The organism is Streptomyces olivaceoviridis (genome assembly GCF_014650115.1).
Taxonomy (GTDB): Bacteria; Actinomycetota; Actinomycetes; order Streptomycetales; family Streptomycetaceae; genus Streptomyces; species Streptomyces olivaceoviridis.
Genome location: NZ_BMUI01000001.1, coordinates 732,307 through 746,811 on the forward strand (window position 1 = coordinate 732,307; position 14,505 = coordinate 746,811).

Below are 14,505 nucleotides of genomic sequence, written 5' to 3' on the forward strand. Positions count from 1 at the left end.
CGGGAACCCCCCGGCGCCCTCGGTACCGTCAGCCCGATCGGCACCGTCGGCACGCACGCCATCGCCGCCCCTCCGGGCACCCTCGGCACGCTGACCATCGTCGCGGCCCCCGGCACTCTCGCCACCCTCTCGGCCCCCGGGCCCCCCGGAGCCTGCGTTGGTGTCGCTTCTCGTGCCCCCCGTGGGATCCGGTGGTGTGCTGCTCGGGTCGCGGCGTCCCGGGTTTCCGGGCCCTTCAGCCGGCAGCGGCTTTTTCGGTGCCACGCCTTCGTTCCGCTGCTGCGGCTGCGGCTCGTCGCTCATGTCGTGCACGGACTCCTGTTTCGCGTCGTACGTTCCCGTACGCCTCGTACGCTTCTGCGCTCCCCCTGTTTGAAGACTCTCGCACCTGGCGTTCCGTTCCCGGATTCCGGCACGCTTCCGACCGGAAATCGCGTGGCCGGCCGCCGGGCCTCCGGACTAGGCTCCTGCGCTTCGGTGTCGAGCAGTCCGAGGAGGTCGACTGACGTGGGCGCGGGACGGTTGTACGCGGCCGTGGCGACAGGGGGATTCAGACGGTACGCGACCTACCGGGCCGCCACTGCGGCAGGGGTGTTCACGAACACCGTCTTCGGGCTCATCCTCGTCTACACGTACCGCGCCTTGTGGGACGAGAAGCCGCATCTCGGCGGGTACGACCAGGCACAGGCCGTGACGTACGTCTGGCTGGGGCAGGCGTTCTTGTCGACGCTCGCGATCGGGGGTGGCGGTGTCGAGGACGAGTTGATGGAACGCATCCGTACGGGAGACGTGGCGATCGACCTGTACCGGCCCGCCGATCTCCAGCTGTGGTGGCTGGCGGCGGACCTCGGCCGGGCGTTCTTCCAGCTGCTGGGCCGGGGCCTGGTCCCGTTCGTGTTCGGCGCGCTGTGCTTCCCGGTGTACCTGCCGGCGGACGCCGGCACCTGGGTGGCGTTCCTCGCCGCCGTCGTCCTCGCCATGCTGGTCGGCTTCGGCATCCGCTATCTGGTGGCACTGAGCGCGTTCTGGCTGCTGGACGGCGCCGGTGTGGCGCAGATGGCGTGGCTGCTGGGCTTCTTCTGCTCGGGCATGCTGCTGCCGCTGAACGTGTTCCCGGGCGCGCTGGGTGACGTCGTACGGGTCCTGCCGTGGTCGTCCCTGCTGCAAGCGCCGGCGGACATCCTGCTGGGGCACGCGGACCCGCTGCCCACCTATCTCTTCCAGGCCGCGTGGGCGGTGGCGCTGCTGGGGGCCGGGCGGCTGGTGCAGTCGGCGGCGACGCGCCGGGTGGTGGTTCAGGGTGGCTGAGAGCCATGCGCCCCGCCAGGCCCCGCGCCAGGTCCCCGGCCCGGCCCGCCGGCTGGCCGAGGGCGTGCGGGCGTACCGGCTGATCGCGGGGATGTGGGTGCGCTCCACGATGGCCTACCGCGCGTCCTTCGCCATGACCACGTTCGGGAACTTCGCGGCGACCTTCCTCGACTTCGTCGCGATCATGCTGATGTTCTCCCGGGTCGACGCCCTGGGCGGCTACCCGCTGCCCGAAGTGGCGTTCCTGTACGGCCTGTCGGCGACCTCCTTCGGTCTGGCGGACCTGGTGATCGGGTCGATGGACCGGCTGGGCCGGCGGGTCCGGGACGGCACGCTGGACACCCTGCTGGTGCGGCCGGCGCCGGTGCTCGCGCAGGTGGCGGCCGACCGGTTCGCGCTCAGGCGGCTGGGCCGGGTGACGCAGGGGGCGCTGGTGCTGGGCTGGTCGCTGACCCGGGTGGACATCGACTGGACGGCGGACAGGCTGCTGCTGATGCCGGTGATGGTGGTGAGCGGCTGCGGCATCTTCTGCGCGGTGTTCGTGGCGGGCGCGGCGTTCCAGTTCGTGGCGCAGGACGCCTCGGAGGTGCAGAACGCCTTCACCTACGGCGGCACGACGCTGCTCCAGTACCCGCCGACCGTGTTCGCGAAGGAGCTGGTGCGCGGGGTGACCTTCGTGCTGCCGCTGGCCTTCGTCAACTGGCTGCCCGCCACCTATGTGCTGGGGCGGCCGTATCCGCTGGGCCTGCCGGAGTGGACCGCGTTCACGCCTCCGCTGGTGGCAGTGGCCTGTGGCGCGCTCGCGGGGCTGGCCTGGCGGGCGGGACTTCGTTCGTACCGCAGTACTGGGAGCTAGCGTGAGCGACTTGATCACAGGGGACGACGGCACCGTGGGGAGCGACGTCGTCGCGGGGGACGGCTTCATCGCGTTGGAGGGGGTCGAGAAGGTCTTCGAGGTGCGCCGGAAGACCGGGTTCCTGCGGCGGGAGCGGCGCGAGGTGCGGGCGGTGGACGCGCTGTCGTTCACCGTGGGGCGCGGCGAGATGGTCGGGTACATCGGGCCGAACGGCGCCGGGAAGTCGACGACGATCAAGATGCTGACCGGGATCCTGACGCCGAGTGCCGGGCGGCTGCGGGTGGCGGGCATCGATCCGGCGCGGGAGCGGTCGCGGCTCGCGCACCGGATCGGGGTGGTGTTCGGTCAGCGGACCACGCTCTGGTGGGACCTGCCGCTGATCGACTCCTACCGGCTGGCGCACCGCATGTACCGCATCCCGGACGCCCGTTACCGCGAGAACCTGGACCGGCTGGTGGAACTGCTGGACCTGGGCGCCCTGTTGGACGTACCGGTGCGGCAGCTCTCCTTGGGCCAGCGGATGCGCGGCGACATCGCGGCGGCGCTGCTGCACGACCCGGACGTGCTGTACCTGGACGAGCCGACGATCGGCCTGGACGTCGTGTCGAAGGCCAGGGTGCGGGAGTTCCTGCGGGAGGTGAACGCCGAGCGCGGCACGACGGTGCTGCTCACCACGCACGACCTCCAGGACATCGAGCAGTTGTGCTCCCGGGTGATGGTGATCGACCACGGGCGGCTGGTGTACGACGGCCCGCTCGCGGGGCTGCACGAGGCCGGCGAGAGCGAGCGGACGCTGGTGGTGGACCTGGAGCGGGAGCTGCCGCCGGTTCAGGTGCCGTCGGCCCGGGTGGTGCGGGTGGAGGGTCCCAGGCAGTGGCTGGCGTTCCCGGCGGGGCAGTCGGCGGCGCCGGTCGTGGCGCATCTGGCCGCCCGGTACCCGCTGGTGGACCTGTCGGTGCGGGAGCCGGACATCGAGGCCGTCATCGCCAGGATGTACGCCGAGAAGGCGGTCTCGTAGGCTGCCGGCCTGAGCGGCGACGCGGTCCCGGACCTCCGTGCGTCCGACGCCGACCGTGACCGGGTCGCCGAGATCCTGCGGGACGCCCTGGCGGAGGGCCGCCTCGGCATGGGGGAGTTCGACGAGCGGCTGGAGGCGGCCTACAAGGCGCGGACGTACGGCGAGCCGGCGCCGCCGACCCGCGACCCGGCGCCGTCGCACCGGTCCTTGCCGTCTCCTTCGCCAAGGCCCCGGTGGCGGACGGTGGCCGGGCGCCCCCCGCGTGGTCATCGGTGGTGTCGCGTTCCGGGGTGGCGTGGGCGTGGGGCGCGAACTCCCGCGTGGGCAACGGAAACGTCTGAGGAAGCCGCGCTGAGCGCGCCCCTGCCGGCGACCCCTACGACGTGCAGACCTTGGTCAGCTCCCCCGCCGCGTCCGTCACCGGGCTGACGTCCGGCGTCTCGTCCCCGTTCCTGATGGCGGTGCGCACGTTGCCGACCGCCTTCTCCAGGTCGTCCACGGCCTTGTTCACATCGGTGTTGTCCGTCTTGTCGCCGATCTTCCGCAGACTCTTCTCGATGGAGTCGAGGGACTCGTCGGCCTGGGAGGGGTCGTTCGCCGCGTTCTCCACGGCCTGCTGGAGATCGGTGACGTTGTCGGCGATGGCGTCGGCGGTCTGCACGCAGTCCAGCGCCTTGTCCACGGCGTCGCAGCCGGTCGTGAGGCCGGCGGCGAGCGCGGCGGTCGCTACGGCGGCGACAACGGTGAGTCGGCGTCGACTGGCGGCCATGGTGGTGTCCCTCCCCTGGTACGGCTGGCCGGGCGCACGCTGGTGAGCCGTGCGCCCGTACCCACTGGGACGCCGCCTGGGTCCGCCGGGTTGCCCCGCGGCCTTGGTGACTTCTTTACGCGCGCGTGGCCGCGAGTGCCGCCTGCTGGATCACGGCCAGTTCCCGGCAGCCGGTGACGGCGAGGTCGAGCAGGGCGTCGAGTTCCTCGCGGGCGAACGGCGCGGCCTCGGCGGTGCCCTGGACCTCGACGAAGCGGCCGTCGCCGGTGCAGACGACGTTCATGTCGGTGTCGGCGCGCACGTCCTCCTCGTAGCAGAGGTCGAGCAGCGGGACCCCGCCGACGATGCCCACGGAGACGGCGCTCACGGTGCCGGTGAGCGGCTGCCGGCCGGCCTTGATCAGCTTCTTGCCCTGGGCCCAGGCGACGGCGTCGGCGAGCGCGACGTACGCGCCGGTGATGGCCGCCGTACGCGTGCCGCCGTCGGCCTGGAGGACGTCGCAGTCGAGGACGATGGTGTTCTCGCCGAGCGCCTTGTAGTCGATGACGGCGCGCAGGGAGCGGCCGATGAGCCGGGAGATCTCGTGGGTGCGACCGCCGATCTTGCCCTTGACGGACTCGCGGTCGCCGCGGGTGTTGGTGGCGCGGGGCAGCATGGCGTACTCCGCGGTGACCCAGCCTTCGCCGCTGCCCTTGCGCCAGCGCGGGACGCCCTCGGTGACGGAGGCGGTGCAGAAGACCTTGGTGTCGCCGAAGGAGACGAGGACGGAGCCCTCGGCGTGCTTGCTCCATCCGCGTTCGATGGTGACGGGGCGGAGCTGTTCGGGGGTACGGCCGTCGATGCGAGACATGGCGACGAGCCTAGCCGCACACGGGGAAGGGGCTCCTCCGGTATCGGGAAGAGCCCCTTCGGGGTGAACCGGTGCGGCTCACATCATGTCTTCGATCTCCGCGGCGATCGGGTCGGCGTCGGTGCCGATGACGACCTGGATGGCCGTGCCCATCTTGACGACGCCGTGGGCGCCGGCGGCCTTCAGGGCGGCGTCGTCGACCAGAGCGGGGTCGGACACCTCGGTGCGCAGCCGGGTGATGCAGCCCTCGATCTCCTCGATGTTGTCGATGCCACCGAGTCCGGCGACGATCTTCTCAGCCTTGCTGGCCATGTTCCCTCTCCCTGCTCCGAACCGCTTTGTCGCAGTAACCCACAGTTGGCCCATCTTCGCGAGCGGTCTTGCCGTCCGTGCCGAATGATGGCGATCACGACAGCGGAACCGTCCGTCGACTGGTCTACACCACCGTGGGGAAGGTCGCCAAACCCATGAGTGCAGAGAGTACGGCGCGTCCCGCCGGGGCCCGCTGGAACCGTCTGTTCCAGGGCATGCAGAAGATGGGCCGCAGCCTCCAGTTGCCCATCGCCGTGCTGCCGGCGGCGGGCATCCTGAACCGGCTGGGGCAGCCGGACGTGTTCGGCGCGGACGGCCTGGGCTGGACCGACGTGTCCAAGGTGATGAGCGGGGCGGGCGGTGCGCTGCTGGACGGCCAACTGGGGCTGCCGCTGCTGTTCTGCGTGGGCGTCGCGATCGGCATGGCGAAGAAGGCCGACGGTTCGACGGCGCTCGCCGCGGTGGCGGGTTTCCTCGTCTACTACGGCGTCCTGCGGCAGTTCCCGGAGACCTGCCCGGCGGGCGCGAAGGTGGTCGCCACGGGCTGCCAGGCGGCGAACGGCACGGTGTCCGCGTACACCTACCAGAACCCGGGTGTCTTCGGCGGCATCGTCATGGGCCTGCTGGCCGCCTTCTTCTGGGCCCGCTACCACCGCACGAGGCTGGTCGACTGGCTGGGCTTCTTCAACGGGCGCCGACTGGTGCCGATCATCATGGCCTTCGTCGCGATCCTGTTCGCCGTGGTGTGCCTGTTCGTCTGGCCGCCGGTCGGCGGCGCCTTGGAGAGCTTCGGCGAGTGGCTGCGGGACGCCGGCTCCTGGGGCGCGGGCGTCTTCGGGGTCGCGAACCGGGCGCTGCTGGTGGTGGGCCTGCACCAGTTCCTGAACGTGCCCATCTGGTTCCAGTTCGGCAGCTACACCAAGCCCGACGGCACCGTGGTGCACGGCGACATCAACATGTTCCTCCAGGGCGACCCCGCCGCCGGACAGTTCACCTCGGGCTTCTTCCCGATCATGATGTTCGCGCTGCCGGCCGCCGCGCTGGCCATCACGCACTGCGCGCGGCCGGAACGCCGCAAGGAGGTCGGTGGCCTGATGCTGTCGGTCGCGCTGACCTCGTTCGTGACCGGCATCACCGAGCCGCTGGAGTACGCGTTCCTCTTCATCGCGCCCGGCCTGTACGCCGTCCACGCGCTGCTGACCGGTGCGTCGATGGCGGTGACCTGGGCGCTGGGCGTGCACGACGGGTTCAGCTTCTCGGCGGGCCTGATCGACTACGTGATCAACTGGAACCTGGCGACGAAACCGTGGGCGATCATCCCGATCGGCCTGTGCTTCGCGGCCGTGTACTACCTGGTGTTCCGCGTCGCGATCACGCGGTTCGACCTGCGGACGCCGGGGCGGGAGCCGGCGGACGAGGTGGAGGACGTCACCAGGGTGTGAGGACACACGGCGTGTAGTCCGACGACAGCGGATTCGCGGGTTCCTTACGCCGCCTTCATCGTGCTACAACAGGTCTACACCACAGGTGGTGTAGACCAGAGACGCTGCCGTCCCCTTCCATGGTTCCCGGGCGGCGCCTTGCCCGATGGAGGAAGTATGAGCACCGCCACCGAGACGGCGGCCCCGGCGGCCAAGCCGGGGAAGAAGCGGGGAGCAGGCCTGTTCCAGGGCTTGCAGAAGGTCGGTCGCAGCCTACAGCTCCCGATCGCTGTCCTGCCCGCGGCAGGCATCATGGTGCGCCTCGGCCAGGATGACATCTTCGGCAAGGACGGCCTGGGCTGGGACAAGGTCGCCGCCGTGTTCAACAACGCGGGCGGCGCGCTCACCGGCTCTCTTCCGCTGCTGTTCTGCATCGGTGTGGCCATCGGCTTCGCCAAGAAGTCCGACGGTTCGACGGCCCTCGCCGCGGTGGTCGGCTTCCTCGTCTACAGCAAGGTCCTCCAGGCCTTCCCGCTGACCGAGCAGCACATCGAAAAGGGCAAGATCGTCGAGGCGACGTACAACGACCCCGGCGTCCTCGGCGGCATCATCATGGGTCTGCTCGCGGCCGTGCTGTGGCAGCGGTTCCACCGCACCAAGCTCGTCGACTGGCTCGGCTTCTTCAACGGCCGCCGGCTCGTGCCGATCATCACGGCCTTCGTCGGCATCGTGCTGGGCGTCTTCTTCGGACTGGTCTGGGAGCCGATCGGCAACGGCATAGCGCACTTCGGCGAGTGGATGACCGGTCTCGGAGCGGGCGGCGCGGCCCTGTTCGGCGCCGTGAACCGCGCACTCATCCCGGTCGGCATGCACCAGTTCGTCAACACCGTGGCGTGGTTCCAGCTCGGCGACTTCAAGAACGCCTCGGGTGAGATCGTGCACGGCGACATCACCCGGTTCCTCGCCGGTGACCCGTCCGCCGGTCTCTTCCAGACCGGTTTCTTCCCGATCATGATGTTCGGCCTGCCGGCCGCCGCGCTCGCCATCGCCCACTGCGCCCGTCCCGAGCGCCGCAAGGCCGTGCTCGGCATGATGGTCTCGCTCGCGCTGACCTCGTTCGTCACCGGCGTCACCGAGCCGATCGAGTTCTCCTTCATGTTCGTCGCGCCGCTGCTGTACGTCCTGCACGCCGTGCTCACCGCCGTGTCGATGGCCGTCACGTGGGGCCTGGGCGCGCACGCCGGGTTCAACTTCTCCGCCGGCCTGATCGACTACGCCCTCAACTGGCACCTGGCGACCAAGCCATGGCTGATCATCCCGGTCGGCCTCGTCTTCGGCGCGATCTACTACGTGACCTTCCGGTTCGCCATCCTCAAGTTCGACCTCAAGACCCCGGGCCGCGAACCCGAGGACGAGGTCGAGGACCTCGCGAAGGCGTGAGGCCGGCCGCCACGGCATGACAAAGGCCCCCGGAGCCGACGCTCCGGGGGCCTCGTCGTGCGCGGACGGTGCTGTCAGATCTCGTACGTCTGCCGCGGCGCCGCCAGGTGTACCGACCCGGTGAACACCTCACGGGCGTCCCGCAGGTTCACCTCGGGGTCGGTCCACGGCGGGATGTGGGTGAGGACGAGCCGCCGCGCGCCCGCGCGGGCCGCCGTCTCCCCCGCCTCGCGGCCGTTGAGGTGCAGGTCGGGAATGCTCTCCTTGCCGTGCGTGAACGCGGCCTCGCACAGGAACAGATCGGTGTCCCGGGCCAGCTCGTCCAGCGCCGCGGTGACGCCGGTGTCGCCGGAGTACGTCAGGGACTTCCCGCCGTGCTCGATCCGGATGCCGTACGCCTCCACGGGGTGGCGGACCCGCTCGGTGTGCACGGTGAACGGGCCGATCTCGAACGTGGACGGCTTGACCGTGTGGAAGTCGAAGACCTCGCTCATCGAGGAGGCGGAAGGGGTGTCCGCGTAGGCCGTGGTCAGGCGGTGCTCGGTGCCTTCGGGGCCGTAGACCGGGAGGGGATCGCACCGGCCGCCGTCATAGCGGTAGTAGCGCGCCACGAAGTACGCGCACATGTCGATGCAGTGATCGGCGTGCAGATGGCTGAGGAAGATCGCGTCGAGGTCGTAGAGACCGCAGTGGCGCTGCAACTCTCCGAGGGCGCCGTTGCCCATGTCGAGGAGCAGCCGGAAGCCGTCGGCCTCGACGAGGTAGCTCGAACAGGCCGATTCAGCGGACGGGAACGACCCCGAGCAGCCGACGACGGTGAGCTTCATGAAGCAGAAACCTCCGTAGGCGGGTAACCGGTGGGCGGGACGTAAACCCCTTGCGGGGCGGGGGCTGTCGGGGGTCGTGCGGTTCGTCGAGAGTAAGGCGCGAAAGCACGGGTCGCTCCACCGCCAGGGGCCGTTGTGGGCGAACTCACCTGTGCTGTCACCGGTTCGGCTGGACGCGGGGCGCACCAGGGTCGGAAGAGGGCGCGCGAGGTCCGGCGCGCGCCGGTAACGTCGTCGTATGGACACGTCCTGGTGGCTGGCGCTCGCGGCGGTGGTACTGCTCGCACTGGTCGCCACGCTCGTCGACGGCTGGGGCCGCGGTCACCGGCCCGGCGGACGACGCGTGCGGCCCCCGGGCCGGCCGGGCCCGCGGACGGCACCCGCCGTACGGCCCTGCCCCGGGGACATCTGGTGGGCGGAGGTCCCCTACGAGGACCGGGCCGAGGCGAAGGACCGGCCCTGTCTGGTGCTGGCCGTGCGCGGCAACCGGGCCACCGTCGCGAAGATCACGAGCAAGTACCACGACGAGCGCTGCGGGGTGATCCCGCTGCCGCCCGGCGCGGTCGGCGACACCCAGGGGCGGCCCAGCTTCCTGGAGACCGACGAGCTGCGCGAGGTCCCGGTGGACGGCTTCCGCCGCCGGGTGGGCGTGGTCGACCCGGTCCTGTGGGACCAGGTACGGCACCTGGCGGGCTAGAGGGCGCCTCAGCTCACGCGCACCGTGACCGTCCAGTCCTCGATGGCCTTGCAGGAGACCTGGCCCGGTGCGGTCGGCTCGGCGCACAGCGGGCGGGACGACGTGAGCCTCACCGTGCCGGCCGCCACCGCCCGGTACGCGGCCGTGGCGTCACCCGGCTGGAGTACGAAGCCCGCGTTGACGGCCTTCAGTCCCGTACCGCTCACGGCGACCGGCTGCCAGGGGCGGGCCCTGGTGCCGTCCAGGGTGAGCCGGACCTCGCCGCCCTCGGTCACGCAGACGGTACGGCCGTGATCGGCGGCCGTCAGCTCCACGTGCCCGGTGCAGTCACCGGCGGACCGGGTGGGCGACGGCGTGCCCGTGCGGGCCGGCGCCGACACCTTGTCGCTGCTCCCGGTGTCCTGCTGGGAGCCGCAGCCCGCGAGGAGCAGCGCTGCCGCCGCGGGGGCGAGGAGCGTCGTACGGCGCATGGGGTCCGCCTTTCTGCCGGAGTCCTGGTACGGATGTGACGTACCACCGGCGCGCGCGGATCCACCGCTTCGGCGACGGGCGTCAGGCCCAGAGCTGGCCCTGGAGGGTCGCGATGGCCTCTTCCGTGGTGGGCGCGGTGTAGACGCCGGTGGAGAGGTACTTCCAGCCGCCGTCGGCCACGATGAAGACGATGTCGGCGCTCTCGCCCGCCTTGACGGCCTTCCGGCCGACGCCGATCGCCGCGTGCAGGGCGGCGCCGGTGGAGACGCCCGCGAAGATGCCCTCCTGCTGGAGGAGTTCACGGGTGCGGGTGACCGCGTCGGCCGAGCCGACCGAGAACCGGGTGGTCAGGACGGACGCGTCGTACAGCTCGGGGACGAAGCCCTCGTCGAGGTTGCGCAGGCCGTAGACCAGGTCGTCGTAGCGCGGTTCGGCGGCGACGATCTGGACGCCCGGCTTGTGCTCGCGCAGGTAGCGGCCGACGCCCATGAGGGTGCCGGTGGTGCCGAGGCCCGCCACGAAGTGGGTGATCGAGGGCAGGTCGGCGAGGATCTCGGGGCCGGTCGTGGCGTAGTGGGCGCCCGCGTTGTCCGGGTTGCCGTACTGGTAGAGCATCACCCAGTCGGGGTGCTCGGCGGCCAGTTCCTTGGCCACGCGCACGGCGGTGTTGGAGCCGCCGGCGGCCGGCGAGGAGATGATCTCGGCGCCCCACATGCCGAGCAGGTCCCGGCGCTCCCGCGAGGTGTTCTCCGGCATCACGCACACCATCCGGTAGCCCTTGAGCTTGGCCGCCATGGCGAGGGAGATGCCGGTGTTGCCGGAGGTGGGTTCGAGGATCGTGCAGCCCGGGGTCAGTCGGCCGTCCTTCTCCGCCTGCTCGATCATGTGCAGGGCGGGCCGGTCCTTGACCGAGCCGGTGGGGTTGCGGTCCTCCAGCTTGGCCCAGATCCGCACGTCCGGGGCCGGCGACAGCCGCGGCAGGCGCACCAGGGGGGTGTTGCCCACCGCGGCCAGCGGGGAGTCGTAGCGCATCGCTGCTCAGCGACCGATCAGCGCATGCCGCCGGCGACGGCCGGCAGGATCGTGACGTTGTCGCCGTCGGACAGCTTGGTGTTGATGCCGTCCAGGAAGCGGACGTCCTCGTCGTTGAGGTACACGTTGACGAAGCGGCGCAGCTGGTCGCCGTCCACGATGCGGGCCTGGATGCCCGCGTGCCGCGACTCCAGGTCGGCGAACAGCTCGGCGAGGGTGCTCCCGCTGCCCTCCACCGCCTTCTGACCGTCGGTGTACTGGCGGAGGATGGTGGGGATGCGGACCTCGATGGCCATGGTTGCGGGCTCCTGTCAGGAAGTGTCGGAAGGTGTGGGCACGCAGCGGGGCACGCCGCGGCTCACGGCCGTACGGCGGCGGGGGACGTCAACAGATGGCGCTGTTCAGCCTGCACAGATCGACGTGCAGCCGCGCCACGAGCAGCGTGCCCGGCGCCTTCTCGCTCACGTCGTTCAGAACCATGGGTTCATCGTATCGATTCCCGGTCCGGGTCCCCGAGTGTGATTCCACATCCCGGACGGAATCCGACCGATGACTGAGATCAGTACGCCTCGACGACCTTGACCTCCTCCTCGGTGACCTCCCCTTCCAGGATCCGGAAGGAGCGGAACTGGAACTCTCCGGCGCCGTCGGTGTCGGCGGTGGACACCAGGACGTAGTGCGCGCCGGGCTCGTTGGCGTAGCTGATGTCGGTCCGGGAGGGGTACGCCTCGGTCGCGGTGTGGGAGTGGTAGATGATCACCGGCTCCTCGTCGCGGTCGTCCAGCTCGCGGTAGAGCTTGAGCAGGTCCTGCGAGTCGAACTCGTAGAAGGTGGGCGAGCGGGCCGCGTTGAGCATCGGGACGAAGCGCTCGGGGCGGCCGGAGCCCACCGGCCCGGCGACCACGCCGCACGCCTCGTCGGGGTGGTCCTCGCGCGCGTGGGCGACGATCTGGTCGTGGAGCGCCTGGGTGATGGTCAGCATGGGGGTCAGGATAAGCAGAGGGGCCGTCCCGTACCGAGGGGTGGTACGGGACGGCCCACATGCCGGACGCCCTGAGCGGCGGTCGCCGGGGGCGCCACGAGAGCTCCCGACGGCCGGACGTCCTTTCCGGATGGTCTTCCGGTGTCTTCCGGTGTCTTCCGGGGGTCAGCCCACCTTCTCGAACTCCGGGTCGCGGCGGTCCGCGATGGACGGCGTCCGGGACTTAAGGACCAGCCAGCCGATGCCCAGGGCGACCGCCCAGACCGCCATCACGTACAGGCAGACGCGGGAGTCGGCGTCGTAGGCGATCAGACCGGTGACGAAGAGCAGGAAGGCGATGGCGATGTACGAGCACACCGCGCCGCCGGGCGCCGGGAAGGAGCTGGTGGGCAGCCGGCCCGCGTCGACCGCGCGGCGGTAGAGGACGTGGCTGACCAGGATCATCAGCCAGGTCCAGATGCCGGCCGCGGTGGCGACGGAGGTGACGTAGCCGAAGGCCTTCTCCGGGACGACGTAGTTCAGGACGACGCCGATGCCCATGAACAGCACCGAGACGGTGATGCCGAGCGCGGGGGTCTTGGTGGCCGACAGCTTCGAGAAGACCCGCGGGGCCTCGCCGTTGTCGGCGAGGGTGCGCAGCATGCGGCCGGTGGAGTACATGCCGGAGTTGCAGGACGACAGGGCGGCGGTGAGCACCACGAAGTTGACGATGCCGGCGCCGGCCGGGATGCCGATGACCGCGAACGCCTTCACGAAGGGGCTGACGCCCGGCGCGAACTCGGTCCACTTCACCACGCACAGGATGACGGTGAGGGCACCGACGTAGAACAGCGCGATGCGCCAGGGCAGCGTGTTGATGGCCTTCGGGAGGGTCTTCTCCGGGTTCTCGGACTCGCCGGCGGTGACGCCGACCAGCTCGACGGCGAGGTAGGCGAACATCACGCCCTGCAAGGTCATCAGCGACGAGCCGATGCCCTTGGGGAAGAAGCCGTCGAACTGCCACAGGTTCGCCACGTGCGCGGTGTCGCCCGCGGCGCTGAAGCCGAAGGTGAGCACACCCAGGCCGATCACGATCATGCCGATCAGGGCCGTGACCTTGACCATGGAGAACCAGAACTCGATCTCGCCGAACAGCTTCACCGAGATCAGGTTGGCCACGAACAGGACCACCAGGAAGACCAGGGCCGTCACCCACTGCGGGATGCCGGGGAACCAGTAGTGGACGTAGATCGCGGCGGCCGTCAGCTCGGCCATGCCGGTCACGACCCACATCAGCCAGTACGTCCAGCCGGTGAAGTAGCCGAAGAACGGGCCGAGGAACTCCCGGGAGTACTCGGCGAAGGAGCCGGAGACCGGGCGGTAGAGCAGCAGTTCGCCCAGGGCCCGCATGATGAAGAAGATGATCACGCCGGCGAGGGCGTACATCAGGATGAGGCTGGGACCGGCCTTGGCGATGTTCGCCCCGGCTCCCAGGAAGAGCCCGACGCCGACCGCGCCGCCGATCGCGATCATCTGGACCTGACGGCTGCCGAGCCCGCGCTCGTACCCCTCCTCAGGGGCGGTGGTGACCTTCTCAGAGGTCATGTGTGGTGCGCCTTTCTCCATGCCGACCCGGGCCTTTCGTCGGCCTCGGATCGGGTCTCGATCCCCCCGGATGATGGAGTTGTCTGCCTGGCCGACGGTCGTCGGCTCGGTGGCGCACCCGGCCGGACATGGGTGGTGTCGGCCGGGCGGTCGTGAAGATTTATCACGGCCGCAATATTGATCACAGGGGGCCTGTGTGGCGCATCACACAGGTAAAAGCGGACAAAGAGCGCCTGAATGCGGCAAAACCGGCCACTAAGGTGACGGGATCGTTATCCGGATTTGAGCGTCCCCTGAGCGAACGCTTCCGAGGGGGGCGAAACCGTACGAACTACGGCATCAAGGTCGTCACCAGGGTCTCCTGGAGCCCGCCGAGCCACAGATACGCCATGACCATCGGCTTGCGCGGGTCCTCGTCCGGGAGCCGGTAGAGCAGGTCGGTGTCGTCCTCGTCGGTGATCTCCAGCCGGGAACCGATCGCCAGCCGCAGATCGTTGAGGGCGCCGAGCCACTGCCGGGACTGCTCCGGGGACAGCTTGAGCACCGCCCCGCCCTCGTCGACCGGGGCGAGCGCGTCCAGGCTGCGGATCACCCCGAGGGCGCTCTCCCGCTTGTCGGCGCGCAGGTCGTTCTCGGTGAAGCGGCGGAACTCGGCGGAGTGCGCCCGCCGCTCCTCGGCCTCGGCCGACGAGGCGGGGGCCTCCTCCGGGTCGCTGTAGGCGTCCGGGAAGAGCCGTCGCAGCACCGGGTCGGCGGGCGGCTCGCTCGGCCCCTCCGCGAACAGCTCGGCGAGCGGGTCGTCCGGGGTGTCGGCGCCGGGTCCGGGACCGATGAGCTCCAGGAGCTGTACGGCCAGCGACCGGATGATGGAGATCTCGACGTCGTCGAGGGCGACGGCCGCGCCGCCGCCGGGGAGCGGTTCGAAGTGTCCGGGCATC

17 protein-coding genes and 1 pseudogene are annotated in these 14,505 nt (G+C 70.3%); 7 read left to right on the top strand and 11 right to left on the bottom strand.

The genetic code is table 11. The features are described 5' to 3' along the window. Positions 1-507 precede the first annotated feature (507 nt). From IE273_RS03320 to IE273_RS45050, 4 genes and pseudogenes are all read left to right on the top strand, one after another. Positions 508-1,308, top strand: a complete 801-nt coding sequence (locus IE273_RS03320) for an ABC transporter permease (protein ID WP_189813582.1) — start codon at positions 508-510, stop codon at positions 1,306-1,308. Continuing rightward, positions 1,301-2,164: an ABC transporter permease gene (locus IE273_RS03325; protein ID WP_229887048.1), complete on the top strand. Its 864-nt coding sequence runs from the start codon at positions 1,301-1,303 to the stop codon at positions 2,162-2,164. The genes IE273_RS03320 and IE273_RS03325 overlap by 8 nt, the downstream gene beginning before the upstream one ends. A 1-nt stretch (position 2,165) precedes the next feature. Beyond that, positions 2,166-3,182 (top strand): ABC transporter ATP-binding protein, encoded by a 1,017-nt coding sequence (locus tag IE273_RS03330; RefSeq protein ID WP_373309289.1) that lies wholly within the window; start codon positions 2,166-2,168, stop codon positions 3,180-3,182. A gap of 9 nt (positions 3,183-3,191) precedes the next feature. Further along, positions 3,192-3,401, top strand: a pseudogene (locus tag IE273_RS45050) (DUF1707 SHOCT-like domain-containing protein); the annotation flags it as partial. 157 nt (positions 3,402-3,558) lie between these two features. Here IE273_RS45050 and IE273_RS03340 read toward each other — a convergent pair. The 3 genes from IE273_RS03340 to IE273_RS03350 form a co-directional block, all read right to left on the bottom strand. Beyond that, positions 3,559-3,951, bottom strand: coding sequence for a hypothetical protein (locus IE273_RS03340; protein WP_014672979.1), 393 nt, complete (start codon positions 3,949-3,951; stop codon positions 3,559-3,561). A gap of 115 nt (positions 3,952-4,066) precedes the next feature. After that, positions 4,067-4,801, bottom strand: a complete 735-nt coding sequence (gene rph / locus IE273_RS03345; RefSeq protein WP_014672980.1) for a ribonuclease PH — start codon at positions 4,799-4,801, stop codon at positions 4,067-4,069. 78 nt (positions 4,802-4,879) lie between these two features. After that, on the bottom strand, positions 4,880-5,113 hold the full coding sequence (locus IE273_RS03350; RefSeq protein ID WP_189813583.1) for a PTS sugar transporter subunit IIB: 234 nt from the start codon (positions 5,111-5,113) through the stop codon (positions 4,880-4,882). Between the two features lie 155 nt (positions 5,114-5,268). Here IE273_RS03350 and IE273_RS03355 point away from each other — a divergent pair, with 155 nt between their 5' ends. Both IE273_RS03355 and IE273_RS03360 read left to right on the top strand, forming a co-directional pair. Beyond that, positions 5,269-6,555 carry a PTS transporter subunit EIIC gene (locus tag IE273_RS03355; RefSeq protein WP_189813584.1) on the top strand — a complete coding sequence of 429 codons (1,287 nt, stop codon included), beginning with the start codon at positions 5,269-5,271 and terminating at the stop codon, positions 6,553-6,555. A gap of 156 nt (positions 6,556-6,711) precedes the next feature. Continuing rightward, complete coding sequence (locus tag IE273_RS03360; protein ID WP_059261448.1) at positions 6,712-7,974, top strand: PTS transporter subunit EIIC; 1,263 nt, start codon at positions 6,712-6,714, stop codon at positions 7,972-7,974. 74 nt (positions 7,975-8,048) lie between these two features. Here IE273_RS03360 and IE273_RS03365 read toward each other — a convergent pair whose 3' ends face one another. Further along, a complete protein-coding gene (locus IE273_RS03365; protein WP_189813585.1) occupies positions 8,049-8,801 on the bottom strand; it encodes an MBL fold metallo-hydrolase in 753 nt (250 codons plus the stop codon). Between the two features lie 238 nt (positions 8,802-9,039). Between IE273_RS03365 and IE273_RS03370 the strand changes: the two genes are divergently transcribed. Then, positions 9,040-9,498 (top strand): type II toxin-antitoxin system PemK/MazF family toxin, encoded by a 459-nt coding sequence (locus tag IE273_RS03370; protein WP_189813586.1) that lies wholly within the window; start codon positions 9,040-9,042, stop codon positions 9,496-9,498. Positions 9,499-9,506: 8 nt separating this feature from the next. Here the strand turns inward: IE273_RS03370 and IE273_RS03375 are convergent, their stop codons facing one another. The 7 genes from IE273_RS03375 to IE273_RS03400 form a co-directional block, all read right to left on the bottom strand. Beyond that, on the bottom strand, positions 9,507-9,968 hold the full coding sequence (locus IE273_RS03375; protein ID WP_189813587.1) for a hypothetical protein: 462 nt from the start codon (positions 9,966-9,968) through the stop codon (positions 9,507-9,509). Between the two features lie 82 nt (positions 9,969-10,050). Then, positions 10,051-11,001 (bottom strand): PLP-dependent cysteine synthase family protein, encoded by a 951-nt coding sequence (locus tag IE273_RS03380; protein WP_189813588.1) that lies wholly within the window; start codon positions 10,999-11,001, stop codon positions 10,051-10,053. A 17-nt stretch (positions 11,002-11,018) separates the two neighbouring features. After that, positions 11,019-11,297 (bottom strand): MoaD/ThiS family protein, encoded by a 279-nt coding sequence (locus tag IE273_RS03385; protein ID WP_189813589.1) that lies wholly within the window; start codon positions 11,295-11,297, stop codon positions 11,019-11,021. 88 nt (positions 11,298-11,385) lie between these two features. Then, complete coding sequence (locus IE273_RS45055; protein WP_309550412.1) at positions 11,386-11,481, bottom strand: putative leader peptide; 96 nt, start codon at positions 11,479-11,481, stop codon at positions 11,386-11,388. Positions 11,482-11,560: 79 nt separating this feature from the next. Continuing rightward, the gene (locus tag IE273_RS03390) at positions 11,561-11,983 is read right to left on the bottom strand and encodes a M67 family metallopeptidase (protein WP_189813590.1); all 423 of its coding nucleotides are present in this window, start codon (positions 11,981-11,983) and stop codon (positions 11,561-11,563) included. A gap of 165 nt (positions 11,984-12,148) precedes the next feature. Then, a complete protein-coding gene (locus IE273_RS03395) occupies positions 12,149-13,567 on the bottom strand; it encodes an amino acid permease (RefSeq protein WP_189813591.1) in 1,419 nt (472 codons plus the stop codon). A gap of 331 nt (positions 13,568-13,898) precedes the next feature. Further along, positions 13,899-14,504, bottom strand: a complete 606-nt coding sequence (locus tag IE273_RS03400; protein WP_189813592.1) for a DUF2017 domain-containing protein — start codon at positions 14,502-14,504, stop codon at positions 13,899-13,901. Position 14,505: the final 1 nt, after the last annotated feature.